Origin of the sequence: Lacticaseibacillus suibinensis (assembly GCF_003946175.1) — a bacterium.
Taxonomy (GTDB): domain Bacteria; phylum Bacillota; class Bacilli; order Lactobacillales; family Lactobacillaceae; genus Lacticaseibacillus; species Lacticaseibacillus suibinensis.
In genome coordinates this window covers 52,887-68,613 of record NZ_RHOK01000012.1, presented here as the reverse complement: position 1 = coordinate 68,613, position 15,727 = coordinate 52,887, and the positions used below count along the sequence as shown (strand labels likewise).

14 protein-coding genes are annotated in these 15,727 nt (G+C 54.5%); 10 read left to right on the top strand and 4 right to left on the bottom strand.

Annotated features, from left to right (window positions below):
- The first annotated feature begins 166 nt into the window (after positions 1 to 166).
- The 7 genes from EKM90_RS07530 to EKM90_RS07500 all read left to right on the top strand — a co-directional run bounded on the left by EKM90_RS07530 (position 167) and on the right by EKM90_RS07500 (position 9,588).
- Positions 167 to 1,891 carry an ABC transporter ATP-binding protein gene (locus tag EKM90_RS07530; protein WP_125581291.1) on the top strand — a complete coding sequence of 575 codons (1,725 nt, stop codon included), beginning with the start codon at positions 167 to 169 and terminating at the stop codon, positions 1,889 to 1,891.
- Entirely contained in the window at positions 1,884 to 3,668 is a 1,785-nt protein-coding gene (locus EKM90_RS07525; protein WP_125581332.1) for an ABC transporter ATP-binding protein, read from the top strand. Before EKM90_RS07530 ends, EKM90_RS07525 begins: the two co-directional genes overlap by 8 nt.
- A 106-nt stretch (positions 3,669 to 3,774) precedes the next feature.
- Positions 3,775 to 5,343 carry an ATP-binding cassette domain-containing protein gene (locus EKM90_RS07520; protein ID WP_164507907.1) on the top strand — a complete coding sequence of 523 codons (1,569 nt, stop codon included), beginning with the start codon at positions 3,775 to 3,777 and terminating at the stop codon, positions 5,341 to 5,343.
- A gap of 39 nt (positions 5,344 to 5,382) precedes the next feature.
- The gene (locus tag EKM90_RS07515) at positions 5,383 to 5,790 is read left to right on the top strand and encodes a hypothetical protein (protein ID WP_225422776.1); all 408 of its coding nucleotides are present in this window, start codon (positions 5,383 to 5,385) and stop codon (positions 5,788 to 5,790) included.
- Positions 5,791 to 5,927: 137 nt separating this feature from the next.
- Positions 5,928 to 6,212, top strand: a complete 285-nt coding sequence (locus EKM90_RS07510) for a hypothetical protein (protein ID WP_125581285.1) — start codon at positions 5,928 to 5,930, stop codon at positions 6,210 to 6,212.
- Between the two features lie 209 nt (positions 6,213 to 6,421).
- Positions 6,422 to 6,961 (top strand): RNA polymerase sigma factor, encoded by a 540-nt coding sequence (locus EKM90_RS07505; RefSeq protein ID WP_164507905.1) that lies wholly within the window; start codon positions 6,422 to 6,424, stop codon positions 6,959 to 6,961.
- Between the two features lie 107 nt (positions 6,962 to 7,068).
- Positions 7,069 to 9,588 (top strand): M1 family metallopeptidase, encoded by a 2,520-nt coding sequence (locus EKM90_RS07500; RefSeq protein WP_125581281.1) that lies wholly within the window; start codon positions 7,069 to 7,071, stop codon positions 9,586 to 9,588.
- A 213-nt stretch (positions 9,589 to 9,801) separates the two neighbouring features.
- Here the strand turns inward: EKM90_RS07500 and EKM90_RS07495 are convergent, their stop codons facing one another.
- The 3 genes from EKM90_RS07495 to EKM90_RS07485 are packed head-to-tail and all read right to left on the bottom strand — an operon-like array spanning position 9,802 to position 12,451.
- Complete coding sequence (locus EKM90_RS07495; protein ID WP_164507904.1) at positions 9,802 to 10,410, bottom strand: GNAT family N-acetyltransferase; 609 nt, start codon at positions 10,408 to 10,410, stop codon at positions 9,802 to 9,804.
- Positions 10,411 to 10,420: 10 nt separating this feature from the next.
- Entirely contained in the window at positions 10,421 to 11,041 is a 621-nt protein-coding gene (locus EKM90_RS07490; RefSeq protein ID WP_125581277.1) for a hypothetical protein, read from the bottom strand.
- Between the two features lie 60 nt (positions 11,042 to 11,101).
- Complete coding sequence (locus EKM90_RS07485) at positions 11,102 to 12,451, bottom strand: MFS transporter (RefSeq protein ID WP_125581330.1); 1,350 nt, start codon at positions 12,449 to 12,451, stop codon at positions 11,102 to 11,104.
- Positions 12,452 to 12,718: 267 nt separating this feature from the next.
- On the opposite strand from EKM90_RS07485, the gene EKM90_RS07480 reads away from it, so the two are divergent.
- From EKM90_RS07480 to EKM90_RS07470, 3 genes are all read left to right on the top strand, one after another.
- Positions 12,719 to 13,501, top strand: coding sequence for a tyrosine-protein phosphatase (locus EKM90_RS07480; protein ID WP_125581275.1), 783 nt, complete (start codon positions 12,719 to 12,721; stop codon positions 13,499 to 13,501).
- Between the two features lie 9 nt (positions 13,502 to 13,510).
- Positions 13,511 to 13,819: a hypothetical protein gene (locus EKM90_RS07475; RefSeq protein ID WP_125581273.1), complete on the top strand. Its 309-nt coding sequence runs from the start codon at positions 13,511 to 13,513 to the stop codon at positions 13,817 to 13,819.
- 62 nt (positions 13,820 to 13,881) lie between these two features.
- Positions 13,882 to 14,493 (top strand): histidine phosphatase family protein, encoded by a 612-nt coding sequence (locus tag EKM90_RS07470; protein ID WP_125581271.1) that lies wholly within the window; start codon positions 13,882 to 13,884, stop codon positions 14,491 to 14,493.
- Between the two features lie 66 nt (positions 14,494 to 14,559).
- Here the strand turns inward: EKM90_RS07470 and asnA are convergent, their stop codons facing one another.
- Positions 14,560 to 15,567 (bottom strand): aspartate--ammonia ligase, encoded by a 1,008-nt coding sequence (asnA, locus tag EKM90_RS07465; protein WP_125581269.1) that lies wholly within the window; start codon positions 15,565 to 15,567, stop codon positions 14,560 to 14,562.
- Positions 15,568 to 15,727: the final 160 nt, after the last annotated feature.

Here is a 15,727-nt window from a genome sequence, read left to right as displayed (position 1 = left end):
GCCTGACGTTTGCCAACTGGAATCTGTCGCTGGGGAGGGTCAAATGAGTTGACATCGCAATGATTAGCGCTAACATGATTTTAATGAGTTTTTCATAACGCGCCACGGATTCCTTAGTCCTTACTAGGCTGCGGGATCAGTGGCGTTTTTTTGCGGAGGTGTTGGTGTGTTCAAATTATTGATGACACATATGCATGGGCGGGCGCGCTGGTGTTTTTTTCTCGCGCCAGCGGTGATGTTGGTGGAGGTCTTTTCGGATCTGCAGCAGCCCACTTTAATGTCCGATATCATCGATCATGGCTTGGCCAAAGGCGACCTCCACTTTGTCATCCGCACCTCGCTTTTAATGCTGATGTTTGCTCTGATCGGGGTCGCTGCCGGCAGTGCCGCCGGTATTCTGGGCAACTATGCTTCTTTGCACATGGGGCAAAAGCTGCGCAGTCATATGCTGACGGTGGCGCTGAATAGCCGAGCGGCTGGTGGGCTGACCCCGGCGACTTTGATCACGCGGATTACCAATGACGTGACCCAAATGCAAAATCTGGTGATGATGGTGACGCGGGGGATGGTGCGCGCACCGATGCTGATGCTGGGCGGGATGGTGATGGCCGTGATTGTGTCACCGCGACTGGCACCGATTTTGCTGATCATCATGCCGCTTTTGGCGGTGTTCATCTTGGTCGTGATGAAACGTAGCATTCCCTTGTACACGCACATGCAGCAGCAAGTCGATGGCATGAACCGAGTGATGCGGGAGAACTTGCAAGGGGCGAAAACGATTAAGGCGTATACGCTGGAAGATCACCAGCTGGCACAGTTCAACCAGGCGAACGCGGACTTGCTGGATAGTAGCATTCGCGCCTCTTTGGCCACGGTGCCGCTCAGCCCCATCATCCAACTGGCGCTGAACCTAGGCGTGGTGGTGGCGCTGGCTTACGGCGGCCAACTGGACGTTAATGGCGTGATTTTGGATGGGCAAATCATTGCGTTTGTGAATTACATGATTCAAATCACCAACGCGATGGTGATGACCGTCAACATCATCACGGCTTTTTCTCGCGCCATCACCTCGGCGGCCCGGGTGCAGGCAGTGCTTGCCGAAGCCACCGGTGAAGTGCCAGTCGGCTCTGCTAGCAATGCGCCGGCGGGTAGCGCGATTACGTTTGACCATGTCACCTTTGGGTATCAACAAAGCCGCCCAATTTTGGACGATATCACCTTCACCGTGCCAGCCGGGCAGTGGTTAGGCATCATCGGCACCACCGGCAGCGGTAAGTCGTCAGTGATTAACCTGTTGACCCGCGCCTTCGATGATTATCAAGGCACTATCGCAGTCGGTGGGGTGGATATTCAGCAGCTCGACTTGGCGGCACTCCATCACAAAGTCACCGTGGCGACGCAAGAAGCGATGCTGTTTTCTGGCACGATTGCCTCTAATTTACGGTTTGGGGCGCCTGAGGCTGATCAGGCCCAGCTCTCGGCCGGCGCAACGGTAGCGGCTGCCACGAGCTTTATTGACCCGCTGCCGGCGCAATACGAGGCACCAGTGGAACAAAGCGGCAAGAACTTTTCTGGCGGTCAGCGGCAGCGGCTAAACATCGCCCGCGCGGCGGTGCCAGATGCCGATATTTTGGTGCTGGACGATGCGACCAGTGCGGTGGATCAAACCACCAACGCCGCCATTCAGGCCCAGCTTACCCAAACGCGGCACGACCGGACCACGGTCATCATCTCGCAGCGCGTGACTAACATCATGCACTGCGATCAAATCCTCGTGCTAGAAGAGGGGCGCATCACGGCTGCCGGTTCGCATGAGGCCCTGGTCAAACAGTCGCCATTTTATGCTCAGCTGGTGCAAACGCAGTTAGGCGGTGGGCGCTATGATGATTAATCGCCGCGGGCCAAGGCGCCTGCATCAAGAAAAAGTGCAACTGACAAACTGGCGGCAAACGACCCGCCGGATTTTGGGCTACTTGGGCTTTGCCAAAGGCCGCTTGCTGGTGGTGTTCGGCCTGACAGTGTTCACCACCGCGGCGACGATTATCGGCAACCGGGTCAACGGGGTGGTGATTGACCAGTTTCTCACCCGGGCCAAGCTGCCTTTACTCTTTATCATTTGCGGACTGTTGGCCGGGATGTATGCGCTAAGCAGCGTGTTCACGTATTTTCAAAATGCGGTGATCATCAAGGTCGCGCAGCAGGCTTCGGCCCGCATTCGCCATGATATTTTTGCCAATCTGCAACGGCTACCCATGCGGTATTTTGACACCCATGACAATGGGGATGTGATGAGCCGGCTGACCAATGACGTGGACAACATTAATACCGCGATGATGCAGACTTTTGTCCAGCTCTTCACTGGGATTATCTCAGTGATTGGGATGGGGGCGGCGATGCTGATCCTCTCGCCGCTGCTGACGCTGATTGCGCTTTTGAGCTCTGGCGTGACTTACCTGGTCACCCGCGCAGTGGCCAAGGTCACCCAGCAGGCGTTTGTGACCCAGCAACAGGCACTCGGGGAGCTCAACAGTCAGATTGAAGAAAATGTGTCTGGAAAGCAGGTGGTGCAACTGTTTGACCACCAGGCGGCGACGCTTGCGAAGTTTGATGCCACAAATGAAACCTATACCAACGCGGCGTTTCGCGCGCAGGCCTTCAGTAGCATTCTTGGCCCTATCAATAATGCCACCAATAACGTGGCCTATCTGCTGATCACCTTTGTCGGTGCCTGGTCCATTCTGGCTGGGCGCGGCGGCATTACGGTCGGGGTGATCTTCACGTTTTTGATTTATCTGCGGAACTTCACTGGACCCATCAATAATATTTTGGATTTGGTCAACACCTTGCAGCTATCGTTGGCTTCCGCCGAGCGGATTTTTGAAGTGATTGATGCGCCGCGGGAGCAGGATCGTGCAGATGCGGTGGCGGTGACCGCCACCCAAGGCAATGTCACGTTTGACCATGTGGATTTTGCCTATGATACGCGGCCGATTTTGCGCGATATTAATCTAACCGCCAAGGCTGGGCAGATGGTGGCACTGGTAGGCGAAACTGGCGCAGGCAAGACGACCATCATGAATTTGCTCACCAATTTGTATCCGTTGCAACACGGTCGGGTGCTGTTGGACGGGCGGGATGTGGCTGCGATTCGCCGTGCCGATTTGCGCCGGTTGATCACGGTCGTGCAACAAGAGCCGTTCATGTTTTCCCTGTCCATCAAGGAAAACATTCGCCTCGGCCGCGCCACAGCCAGCGATGCTGAGGTGATTGAAGCGGCGCAAAATGCGCACGCGGATGGCTTCATTCGCCAGCTACCAGCAGGTTACGACACCGTACTGACCGAAAATGCGCACAACCTTTCGCAAGGCCAGCGGCAGCTGCTCAGCATTGCGCGGGCCTTTATCGCCAAGGCGCCGGTGTTGGTGCTGGACGAAGCCACGGCTTCGATTGACTCCAACACGGAAGCCGATGTCCAGCACGCGATGACCGCATTGATGCAGGACAAAACCAGCTTTGTCATTGCCCACCGGCTGTCCACCATTCAGCATGCGGACCAAATTCTGGTGATCGATCACGGCCGCGTGATTGAGCGCGGCACGCATGAGCAGCTCTTGGCTCAAAATGGGGCCTACACTAGGCTGTACAATAGTCAATTTGACCAAGCCTGAAATTAGGCAGTCTGTTGATTGGCATTGTTTCGCGATTCACAGAATAGGCTTGTTGTTTTCATGCCCTAAGCTGTACATTTATCGTAATGGGAGGGAGGCGACCAAAGTGAAAGAAAGGTTGAAACCTGTTCTAAACCAACCCTGGTTTTGGCTGGCGTTGATTACGATTGCCAGTACTCAGTTGTTGGCAGTCATACCAGCAGTGTTGACGAAGCAGATCATTGATGCTGCGACCCAGAAAAACCTGGGTGTAATTGGTCAAAAATGTTTAGCTTATTTAGCCTGTGCACTGGCGATTACGGTCAGTGACTTTTTTGCCCAATATTTTCAAAGTGCTTTCCGAGTTCACCAGGAGGCAGGAATGAAGGCCGCGTTGGTTGCCCATTTGGTGAAGTTGCTGCCTAGGCATTTTAGAGGCGCTGAAATAAATCATTATCGTAATGTTTACAATAATGAAATTCCGACGATTAGCGATGATTTCTACGCGCCACTGCTACGCCTCTATCAAGGGGGCTTAGGCTTGGCGGGTAGTTTACTTGTGTTGACCGTTCTAGACCCCGTACTAATGGGACTTACGCTCATCACCGCGATTTTACCGTTAATTCTGCCATTTTGCTTTAGGCGAAGCTTAACCTATCGAAAGCGGATGTATTTGAATCAACAGTCCGAAAGTTTGCGCGCTTTTAATGACCTTGCTACTGGGCATGCGGTCATTCATAATTTTGGCGTCGGCGGTTTGTTTCGGAGTCGATTTAATCACGCCAATCGGAGTTACGAAAAAACATATTTAAACTTTAGTCGACAAAACGCATTTGTCAATGTCTTGAGTGGGGCGGCGTTTTATCTGAGCGCGGTGTTGATTTTGACTGTGGGAGCAATCCGAGCAGCGCAAGCTATTATCACAGTGGGGACGATTGCGGCCGTTTTGCAACTGAGTGAAAATCTGGTGCTGCCCATCCAACAAATTGCTGATGCCCTTAAGCAACTGCTGAGTACGGCACCGGTGCTTGATGAGGTGGCGCCGATACTTAAACCTGCGGTCGAAACAACAGTCGTCCCACTTGCTGGTGTAACCTCTGAGTTGAAGTTAAAGGAATTGCACTATGCTGTGGATGGCCAGTTAATTTTAGATGCGGTTACGGCTACTTTCGAGGCGGGGAAGCACTACTTGATAGTTGGTGATTCTGGAGCGGGGAAAAGCACTCTGCTCAACTTGATCAAGGGCAATCTTTTACCTACTGCTGGTGCGATTACACTTCCGAAAGGTACAACGGTTAATCAAATTGTTCTAATCGATCAGACTCGTCTGTTGTTTGACTTGCCGCTTAGTGCCAACATTTCGCTTCTCAATCCAATCACTGAAACACAATCACGGCGCATCGCAGCTCGTGTGGGCATGGCAGGTGAGATGGGCAAAGAAAGCGAAAAGCTTTCCGAAGGCCAGAAGCAACGCATTGTTTTTGCCCGTAGTTTATATTTCAATAGCAGTATTTTGCTTTTGGATGAAGTCACTTCCGCTTTGGACCCAGAGAACGCAGCGAGGGTGGAACGATTGATTCGCGAGTACCCCGGCATTGTTCTACATGTGACGCATCATTTAGAGACAGTCAAACGCGCTAACTATGACGGAATCCTAAGACTTGATTCTGGCAAGACAACATTGACGACTAGCTGATGCCAGCCACGTGTTTGTGCTATATTAGCCTTGGAACCGATGACACAGGAAGAAGGCTTCATGATGCCAGATACTGCAACGATTACCGCGAGGGTAGCGGCTGTCCCCACTGCCCCGCAACAAGTGGTGCGTGTGATTGAGGCGGGCCGTTTACAGGATTTCTTTGACATGGCGCGCATCGGCATGAACAGCATTTTGGCGTACCGCATTCAAGGCGAGCCGCCGGTAGCGGAGCAGCTGGCTTGCTCACTGCAGGCGGGGGCGCTGGATGCGTTTGCCGACCAGGTGAGCAAGCAATTCATAGTGCCGCTTGCGCAAGCTGGAGCGACCGGGTATTTACTGCAAGGCCGGACTAGCGCTGGCTTGATGGTGCCAGATGCAACCGGGGACTTACTGCTGGTTTGCAGCAAGGACTTTCCGGAGTCTGAGGATTGCCACTGCGGTTAAGCATTGCCATATTTGAATCAGTTGGTGGGACGCTGATGTTGTCATCAGCGTCTTTTTGAATCCCGGCAAGGGTTAAAAAAATCGTTAAAGCAAACATACGTTCGATATTCTGCTACAATAACCCTGAGGTGACACGAATGACGTATCAAGCGCAAATCGCGGCTGTCGCGGAAGCCGTTCAAGCGCAGTTTCCTCAGTTGGAGCTGATTGCCGGCGCGATTCAAGATGCGAGCGGCGCCGAGGCGAGCTGGAAGCTGACGGTGTATGAACCGGCAACACAGACGAGTTTTTATTTTCGGGCGGGGCCCACTGCCGGCTGGATGTGGGATCAAACGGCTGATATTGTGTTGCCCCCAGTGATCAAGGATGCCATCAAACTAGCCTTAGCGGTGATTAGGGTGGGACTGGCCCCTTCGGCTTAATCGCATTCACGCGCATGAGAGCGCCCCAAAGCACGTGAAACCAAGCCGCCGCTGATCCTTGCCGAGGCTCAAAGGCGTCACCACGCGGCTGCAGCGTGGTCGATGCGCTTTTTTCGTTTGCGCAACTAGTCGTTACACTGACCCCATCATGACCGGTGATGAAATTCACCTCGCGGCCTGGGCCAAGGCGGCGTCAAGAAGGGGTCGCAGTGGCGACAGATCAAGCAGCATTTGCGTTTTACCTGCAGCATCAGCGGGTGGTTTACTATGCTTTGAGCAGGCTGGGCGTGCGCCCGCAAACGCCAGACTATCAGGATTTGAGACAGGAGGGGATGCTCCTGTACCTAGCGTATTATCAGCAGTATGAAGAACCCTTGAATCAGCCAGCGGCGGTGCAAAAATTCAACCGGCTGGCCGGCAAAATGGTCTATCTGGGCTTGCTGCAACACCGACTGAAGTGGCAGCGGCGCCAAGCCCTTGAGCAAACGGCCGGCGAGCAGTGGCACCAAGCCGCCGCAATGACGGGTGCGCGGCAAGCATCCAGCATGAGCAGTGTGCTGGTGGCAGAGGCATTGACCGCGCTTGCGGCGCGGCTCACGCCCGGTGAACGCACCATTTTAGCACTGCGCTATGGCGAACAGCTATCAAATCGCGAAATTGCCCTTCACCTGAACCTTAGCCCGCAGCGGGTCAACGCGGTGCGCCGCCAGATTGCGGTGAAATACCTGACGTGGCAGGCGGAACAATAGAGGGTAGTATTGAGGCCACCAACCCGGCGCCTGATTGCCGGGTTGGTGGCCTTTTGCCTGCGATAGGGTATATAATGGGATCATTATAAAATTTCGGAGGGAAAATAATGGCAAAACACTTATACGAAACTTTCCAGCCAGCACACTATGACTTGTTCATTGATGTTGACCGGGGCACCAAAACCATCACCGGGAAAACCACGGTTCAAGGCGAGGCCAAAGCAGCGGACATCGCCCTGAACCAGAAGTACTTGAAAATTAGCGGCGTGCAAGCCGATGGTCAAACCGTGCCGTTTACGGTGGATGACCAGGCTGAAACCGTCAAGATCACGTTGCCGCAAGCCGGCGCGGTGACGCTAACGCTTGATTACACGGCGCCGCTGACCGATACCATGATGGGCATTTATCCTTCCTATTATGAAATCAATGGCGAAAAGCAGCTCCTGATTGGGACACAATTCGAATCCACCGCCGCGCGCCAAGCCTTCCCAGGCGTTGATGAACCAGAAGCGAAGGCGACCTTCAGCCTGGCGTTGAAGTTCGACGAACAACCGGGCGAAACCGTCATTGCCAACATGCCAGAAGTGAAAGTTGAAGCTGGCGTGCACTATTTTGACACCACTATGCGCATGTCCACGTACTTGGTGGCCTTCGCGTTTGGCGATATGCAGAAGAAACTGACTAAAACCAAGAGCGGCGTGGAAATCGGCGTCTTTGCCACCAAAGCTCACCAGCCAAAAGAACTCGATTTTGCCTTGGACATTGCCAAGCGGGCGATTGAATTCTACGAAGACTTCTACGAAACCCCATATCCGCTGCCACATTCCTACCAGTTGGCCTTGCCAGACTTCTCGGCTGGCGCTATGGAAAACTGGGGCTTAGTCACCTATCGGGAAGCGTACCTGACGCTGGATCCTGACAATACTTCGTTGCGCATGAAGCAGCTTGTCGCGACCGTTATCACGCATGAACTGGCACATCAGTGGTTCGGTGACTTGGTGACCATGAAGTGGTGGGATGACCTGTGGCTCAACGAATCTTTTGCCAACATGATGGAATACCTGAGCGTTGATGCCATGGAACCCAATTGGCACATTTGGGAAATGTTCCAGACTTCTGAAGCGTCGGCTGCTTTGCAGCGGGATGCAACGGATGGCGTGCAGTCGGTCCATGTCGCAGTCGAAGATCCAGCGGACATCGACTCTGTGTTCGACGGCGCGATTGTGTACGCCAAAGGCTCACGGCTTTTGGTGATGGTCCGCGCCTTGATTGGCGACGACAACCTGCGCAAGGGCCTCAAGGCATACTTTGACGCCCACAAGTTCGGCAATGCCAAAGGGGCCGATCTCTGGGCCGCCTTGGGTGAAGCGTCTGGGATCGATGTGGGCGCCATCATGACGTCCTGGTTGGAACAGCCTGGCTACCCACTGGTCACCGCCAAAATCGTTGACGGTCAGTTGCAGCTCAGCCAACAGCAGTTCTTCATCGGTGAAGGCAAGGAAGTTGGCCGCCAGTGGCAGATTCCGCTGGAAAGCAACTACGCCGCTGCACCGCAGATTATGAGCGAAAAAACGGTAAGCTTGGGCGACTACAAGACCTTGCGCGCTGAAGCAGGCAAAGCTTTCCGCCTGAACGTCGGCAACAACTCGCACTTCATCGTGAAGTACGATGACACCTTGATGGCTGACCTACTCAGCGAAGCGGCAGACTTCGATGCTATTTCCAAGTTGCAGCTGCTGCAAGATATGCGGCTCCAGGCTGAAGCAGGCGTGATCTCTTATGCCGACATTGTGCCGCTCCTGAAGACGTTCAAGGATGACACGAGCAATATTGTCATTACTGCGGTGATGCAAACCGCCGGCCGGCTGCAGAAATTCACCACGCCGGATTCGGAAGAGGACAAGCAATTGCGCGCCTTCTTCAAGCTGTTGTCTGCTGGCCAATATGCCCGCCTTGGCCTCACGCCAAAGGCTGGCGAATCCAATGATGACCAAATCGGCCGGCCATATATTCTGGATGGGGCTGCATTCGGCCACAATGCTGACTTCGAAGCCGATGCGCATGCGTTGTACACCATTACCGATATTGCGGCCATGTCAGCTGATGCTCGGCCTTATGTCCTGAAGAATGAAGCTAAGCAGCATCCAAGTCAGGCCCTGTTCGACCATTTCATCGCTGAGTACCGGAAGACGGCCGATCCAAGTGTCAAAGAAGCCCTGATGTACGCAACGCCAGCCTTCAAGGACGAAGCAATTTTGAAGCAGATTGTGACCTACTTTGAAGAGGCTGATACCATCAAGCCGCAAGACCTGCGGAGCTGGTTCCGCGGCGTGTTGGCCAACCCGCAAGGTGAACAGCTGGCTTGGGATTGGCTGCGCAACGAATGGGACTGGTTGAACAAGACGGTCGGCGGCGACATGGAATTCACCACCTACATCACCGTGGTGGCCAGCCGCTTCGATACGGCTAAGCGTTTGGCTGAATTCAAGGCCTTCTTTGAACCGAAGCTGGAGGTGCCAGGGCTGGGGCGCGAAATCCAGATGGACACCAAAGTGATTGCAACGCGGGTGGCCTTGATTGAGGACCAGAAAGATCAAGTCAACGCGGCGATTGCCAAAGCTTTATAATCAGATGACCGAAACGTCGGCTGCGGCCGGCGTTTTTGCGTGGGCAAAAGAAGGTGATTGAGACCCGAGGATAGGCCCACGACTATTCCGGAATAGTACGAGCCAAATGCGCCGCCCTAGCCGGATAAGCTAAACGGCCTGCAAAACCTAAGTTCAGGTTTTACAGGCTGCTTGGCTGATACTCTGGGCTAAAACCGCATTTTGGCTCAGCAACTAAAAGACTTGGCTATAAAGCATGCAGGTCAGTGGAAATTGCTTGGCGCCCAGGGTGAGTTCAATCTGGCGCGTTTGCTCGCGAATAAAGCCGCGGTGATCATAGAACTGGTACACGCAGTCGCTGTCGGTATAGAGGAAGTAACGTTTGCCTTTGGCAGTGTGTGCGAACGCCGCCAGCAGCTGACTGCCAATGCCGCGGCCTTGCAGCGTCGGGTCGGTGGCCAGTAAACTGATTTCGCCATCGGCCGGTTTTTTGGCCATGAAAGCCGCGAGCATGTCGGCGTTGGCGGCGTCGTAAGCCGGGGTGCCGTGACCCGCAAAAACGCGCATCAAACGCTGATAACTGGCAACCAAGAGGCGCCGCAGCCAAGTGGCGTGAGGCTTTGGGGCCGCTGTTTCGCTGGCAAGCAGTACGCCCACCAGCCGGCCAGCTTCATAGGCGCCCAGCGCTTGGGTAGCATTGGCGTATTCGTGTTCTACGAAATAGTAGCCAAAGGCCCGTAGCATCAGCGGATTTTGAAAATAACGGTCAAAGTGCATGCCCTCAATGGCGAAAGTGACCACTTGGGGAAAATCTTTGGTGGCGAGGGGACGGATTGTCATCATGAGGTGCTCCTTATGCGGTGAAGGCAAACCCTGGGTAACGTTGGGCAAACTCTGCCGTTGCGGCTTGTAGCGCGGCTTGATCATTGGCAACGAGTGCTTCAGGCAGTTCCAAGTCTTCGATGTCGATGCTCATTTGCCAAGCCAGCTCGCGAATGGTCATGCCTTCATAATGGCGGTAGGTAGGCAGCACGGCGGTGACATCCGCACCAGCCTCAAACAGCCGCGTAAATTCCTGCGCAGGCTGGGCAATCAGTGGCCGCTGCTGCAGCCAAGCCGCGGTGATAGACGCCGCTTTGAGCACGCTGGTTGTCTTGAAATACTGCGTCAACAGCGGCCGTGGCAGCGGGTCCTTGGCGTCGCCAAAGTCCCAGGTGGTGGCCAGATGATCTGCGGCGGCCGCCTGCAAAAGTCGCGCCAGCCAAGGGGTAAGTTGCGTCTGTTCGTAAGCCGCCGCGGCTTGTTCGATCGCCGCCCAATCGGCAGCGGTTTCGAAAGCAGGGATACCGGCTGGACCGGCTAAGCCAACGGTGGCCGCGATTTGCGTCCAGGCGGCGGGTGCTTCGCTAATCGGCCACGTCGCGGCTGAAGGCACGGTTATGGTTGGAGCAACGGCAATGGTGAATAAATGCATGGTGAATCCTCCCTGATCAGGCATTGTTTCCTTCAGTGTACCGCAGTGGCAGGCAAATGACTAAGCCGCTTGTGGTTTGAGTAAGCGCCAGAATAAGCCAATCACGACTAGCCCTAGGGCGACTAGGAGCCAAAAAGCGGCATTGGAGCCGGCGGTGACTTGCTGCGCCTTGCTCCAGCCGGGGTGGTTAATCATCGTCATCATCAGCGATAAAACGGTGGTGCCGACTGCGCCGGCGACTTGCTGGCCGGTGTTGTACAAGGCATTGGCGTCATTTTGCAGGTCTTTGGGCAGCCCTTTAAGGCCATAGGCAACTGAATTACTGAAAGCCATTGACCGGCCAATGGCAAAAACGAGGTACACCCAAGTGACCCCGACGACGCCTAGCGCTGGGCCAAAGATGGCAAAAACGAGAATTGAGACCGTGAACAGGCCGGCACCGAGCAACAGCGGCAGCTTGCCGCCGAAGCGGTCCAGCATCCAGCCGTACACCGGCTGGCCGATGCCGTTAAAGACGCTACCGGGCAGTAAAATCAGGCCGCCCACCAGCGCGGTCGCAGAAAAGACGTCCTGCACATAATTGGGTAGCAGGAAGTTTAAGCCGACGTTGGCAAATTGCAGGGTGATATAAGGTAAAAAACTGAACAAAAAGGCCGGTTCATGGAACACGCGCAGCGAGAACAGATAGCGCGTACTGGTGCGGGACACCCGCAAAAAGCCCCAACCGGCCGCCAGCATCAGCACTAGCAGAGCGAAGGCAAAGGCCCAGCGGCCATCACCGAAAGCGGTCAGCCCAACGACCAAAGCGATTAAAGCGGTAGCGAGCAGGCCAAAGCGCGTCCAGTCAAAGGCCAGGGGTTCAGCTTTGGTGTATTGCTTGATTTGGCTTTGGCCGAGCGCCATCAGTACTAACGCCAGCGGTAAGGTAATCCAGAAAATCAGCCGCCAGCTGCCCATCGCCGCCAGCGCGCCGCCAAATGTCGGGCCGAGGGCTGGGGCAATCAGGATGATTAAGTTGGCAATGCCAAGGTACACCCCGAGCTTGGCGCGCGGGACGACATCTAAGATGATATTGACCATCAGCGGCGTGCACAAGCCAACGCAACCAGCTTGAATCAAGCAGCCGAGTAGCATTTGCGGGAAAACCACGGCTGTGGCACACAGCAAGTCCCCTAAGGAAAAAAGCAGCGCGCCCCAGACGAAAAGTTGCCGGTTCGTGAAGCGTCGTTTCATGTAAGCCGAAGTGAGCATGATTAACGCTGCCGTCAATAGGTAGCCGGAAGTGACCCACTGCACGGTGCTGAGCGATACGTGGAAGTCGGCCATCAAGGTCGGAAAAGTCGTATTCATGGCGGTTTCGGTCAAGATGCCAAGAAACGACATTAGCGCCACAATGGCAACCACCAGCATGGGATTTTGCTTTTTTGCAGCCAAGGTTTAGCCTCTTTCTGAAAATTGGAATACGTCCATTATAGCCTTGAGCAGGCCTTGAGGCTAGTTAAGGCGGCTGTTAGGCGGGATTGGTCGAGGTGGTTAAGCGGTACTGCCAGCCATGGCCATCACCAACCAGCGGCTAGTCATTAAGGCGTAAGCGCAACCAAGTCGGGCTGACGGCTAACGACTTTTGTGCGAATCTGCGCTACAATGTTAAGACAACGATAGAAATGAAGTGATCAAGTGGAACCGATGCTCCTGAATATTCACCATGGCTATAATTTTCGTGATTTAGGCGGTTATCCGACCACCGATGGCAAGCGCATCCAGGCACGCCGGTTGATTCGCTCAGGGAGTCTGGATCGGCTCTCCCAGCGCGACATCGACTTTTTGCATCAATACGGGGTGCGGGTGGATGTCGACTTTCGGACGCAAGATGAGCGCAGCGCCAAACCTGATCGGCTACCCGGGTCGGCCCGGTACGTGTTCGATCCGGTGTTCAGTGAAGACAAAACCCAAGTGTCCAAATCCTGGGCTGAAGAGCAAAAGGCCTTCGCACTGGATGGTCAGGCTGGGTACCATAATATGCTGCGGACCTATCGCGACATTGTATTAAGTGATGCGGCACAAAAGGCTTACCGCCAGTTTTTTGATTTGGTGTTGGCCAATGACAAAGACGCGCTTTTGTTCCACTGCACTGCCGGCAAAGACCGGACTGGGATGGGCGCGGTCTATTTGCTCTCAGCGCTGGGCGTGGATGAAGCCACGATTCGCATGGACTATCTCGCGACTAATCAGTACATGGAGCAGGCCGTGGCGGAAGTGATTGCCCAGGCCAAACAGGCTGGCGGCAATGCCAACATGCTGCAAGGAATGCATGATATTTGGGTCGTGTATCCAGAATATCTTGATGCGGCGCTGGCGGCGATTCACGAGACTTATGGCAGTATGCAGCAATACTTGAGTGAGGCGCTGGCCTTGTCGAATCGACAATTAACGACGCTTCGCGAATTGTATTTAGAGTAGGAGGGTAACATGACCGCATTAGACCCCACACATCATTATTCGCAGCAGGCTGGCGCCGAGACCCAAAAGGCGTTTCAACTCACCGCCGGCATCATCATTGTTGATTTGGCCGTCATGCTGTTTACCGCTTGGTGGTGGCTCCTGATTATTGCCGTCGCTAGTGCCGGTGCGTTTGCGTTGTTTTTGACTCGCCGCACCAAGGTGACGCTGCTGGATGTGAACACCAACAAGTTCATCACGACTTCGATGAGTACTTGGAAGGATTTTCAAGCCTCCCATCCAGAACTCGTCGATAAAGCCGGGGCCGACCAGGATTAAGCCGGCGCAGCGCAAGCAAAGTATGGTATCCTGAAACTGCTTACAAATGGAGGGATGACTTAATGGAACTTGTACTTGTGCGTCACAGCATCAGCGTGTCCAATCACCAGGAACGCATCTCTGGGAACGGTGATGATGTGCCCCTGTCTGAGGCGGGCATTGCCTATGCCAAGCAGTGTGCCGGCGCTTTTGATTGGCAGCGGTTCGATGTGGTTTACACCAGCACGATGACCCGCGCCAAGCAAACGGCGGCGCTGCTGACAGGCGAGCATATGCCGTTACATGAGGATCCGCGGCTGGTGGAAATGGGCTTCGGCGATTGGGAAGGGCTTGATCCGGAACCGTTCCGGCATCAATTCCCAGATAGCTTCGATTATCATGGCATGTTCAATGCCAACTTCAGCAAGCATGCCCCGCATGCCGAAAGCTATGCCGAATTGACCGTCCGGGCCATGGATTTTCTCGCGATGCTGCAGCGCACGGCGCCGTCTGCCTCGGTGCTGGCAGTGAGCCATGGTATGACCATTCGCGCCTTGGTGGCGGCAGCCTTGCATCTGTCGCCGGAAGCCTTAGCCGCACCGCAAAATGTGGCGGTAAACGCTTTGCATTTCGACGAACACGATGGCTTTAGGGCGCGGTTGTTGACGTATGATCGGGTGCTAATTCCGCAATGAGGGTTTAACTGCATCCATGCAAAAAGGGCTGCTTCGTAAATGAAGCAGCTCTTTTCATCTGCCAAACTAGAGAATCTGAATGCCCGCTTCCTGACAGGCATCAAGCGTGGCTTGCGGCCAAACGCTAGCCTGCACTTCGCCGACATGCGCCTTGCCGAGTAGCAACATGCACAGCCGGGATTGACCAATGCCGCCGCCAATGGTGTAAGGCAGCTTGCCGGCCAGTAGCAACTCATGAAACGGTAGGTGCGCCCGGTCTTCAGCATGTGCGGCTTTGAGCTGCCGGCGCATGGCCGCCTCATCGACGCGGATGCCCATGCTGGACAGCTCCATTACATGGTGGAGGGGTTCGTACCAGAACAGGAGATCACCGTTCAAGGTCCAGTCGTCGTAGTCAGGGGCGCGGCCATCATGGCGCTGGCCGGATTTGAGTAGGCCGCCAATTTGCATCAGAAAAACGGCACCGTCCTCCTGGCAAATCGCCGCTTCCCGCTCTTGTGGGGTTTTGTCGGGCCAGCGGTCTTCCAGTTCTTGCGTGGTGTGGAAGTGAATTTCTTGCGGTAAGTGATGGACGGCCTGAGGATATTTGTACCAAACCTCATCTTCCATGTGCTTGATGACCTTGAAGATTTGGCGAACAGTGGCCTTTAGCGTCGCTTCGGTGCGTTCTTCTTTGGTGATGATTTTTTCCCAGTCCCATTGATCGACATAGATGGAGTGAAAGTTGTCGAGGTCTTCATCCTTACGAATGGCGTTCATGTTGGTGTAGAGGCCTTCGTGTCGTTTGAAGCCGTAACGATAAAGGGCCATGCGTTTCCACTTGGCCAAGGAGTGCACAATTTCGAGCTGCTCCCCAGGCAGGGCTTGCATGGTAAAGCTGACCGGTTTTTCCACGCCGTTAAGGTTGTCATTGAGCCCGGTGGCTTGTTCCACCATCATCGGCGCCGACATTCGCTGCAAGCCCATTTGCTGGCCGAATTCATCCTGGAAGGTTTCCCGGATGTAGCGAATGGCCGCTTCCGTCTCTTTGACTGAAAGCTTTGGATCATAGTGGTCTGGAATTATTAAAGTCATATCAATGCACTCCTTTTGAAAATCGCAACAGCCAGCAGGGATGGCCACAAAAAAAGCCCTTCGTCCCCTTAAGCAAGGGACGAAAGACTTTTCGCGGTACCACCCAAGTTGCCTATCTAAAATAGACCACCTCAACACGCACTAACATGCGTTTCCGGAT